An 837-nucleotide genomic window follows, 5' to 3' on the forward strand; every position below is an offset into this window, starting at 1 on the left:
GAGAAACCGCAGGCAGAGAATCATTATTTGAGACCCCAGACGGAAGTTTTAAAAAAGTACAACGAATTGGAAAGGAAGTTGATAGCGAAACGTCAGTCGAACTTGTAGAAGTATTGCACAGCACAATGACCGTGCAGGATATCTGTGTTCATTTAGGTATTTCTCGAGCGTCTTATTATCGTTGGAAGAAGAATCTGACGAAAGATCATCCCAAGCGCCATTTGGAAAAACAAATCGGCACGTTGTGCCGAGAGCACAAGTATCGATATGGATATCGAAAAATCACAGCCATATTAAAAAAGAGAATGCGTATTAACCATAAAACTGTTCAACGTATTATGCAGAAAAATCAATGGCAGTGCCAGGTTAAGGTGAAAAAGCGCAAGAAGAATGGGCAGCCATATGCCGTGGTCGATAATATATTGGATCGGAACTTTCAGTCTGATCGCCCTCTTGAAAAACTAGTAACGGACATCACATATTTGCCTTATGGACAGAAACAATTGTACCTTTCCAGTATATTAGATGTATACAATGGAGAAGTGATTGCTTTTACGATTGGCGATAAGCAGGACACAGACTTTGTCTTAGACACACTTAATCAGCTACCAACACTGCCTGAGAACTGCATGTTACATAGTGACCAAGGTTCTGTGTATACATCCTACGAGTATCAAAAAGCTGTTAACACAAAAGGCATTACCATGAGCATGTCCCGCAAAGGGACGCCCGCTGATAATGCCTCCATCGAATCGTTTCATTCCTCACTAAAGTCTGAAACGTTCTATCTTAACAGCATTGATCGAACCACGACCACCATCGTAGAACGCACTGTCA

The 837-nt window shown here is 41.6% G+C and carries 1 pseudogene; it reads left to right on the plus strand.

Annotated features, from left to right (window positions below):
* Positions 1–837, plus strand: a pseudogene (locus tag MOF34_RS01210) (IS3 family transposase); the annotation flags it as partial.

Source organism: Bacillus sp. T17B1, from assembly GCF_026796395.1.
Lineage (GTDB): Bacteria > Bacillota > Bacilli > Bacillales > Bacillaceae > Bacillus > Bacillus spizizenii_A.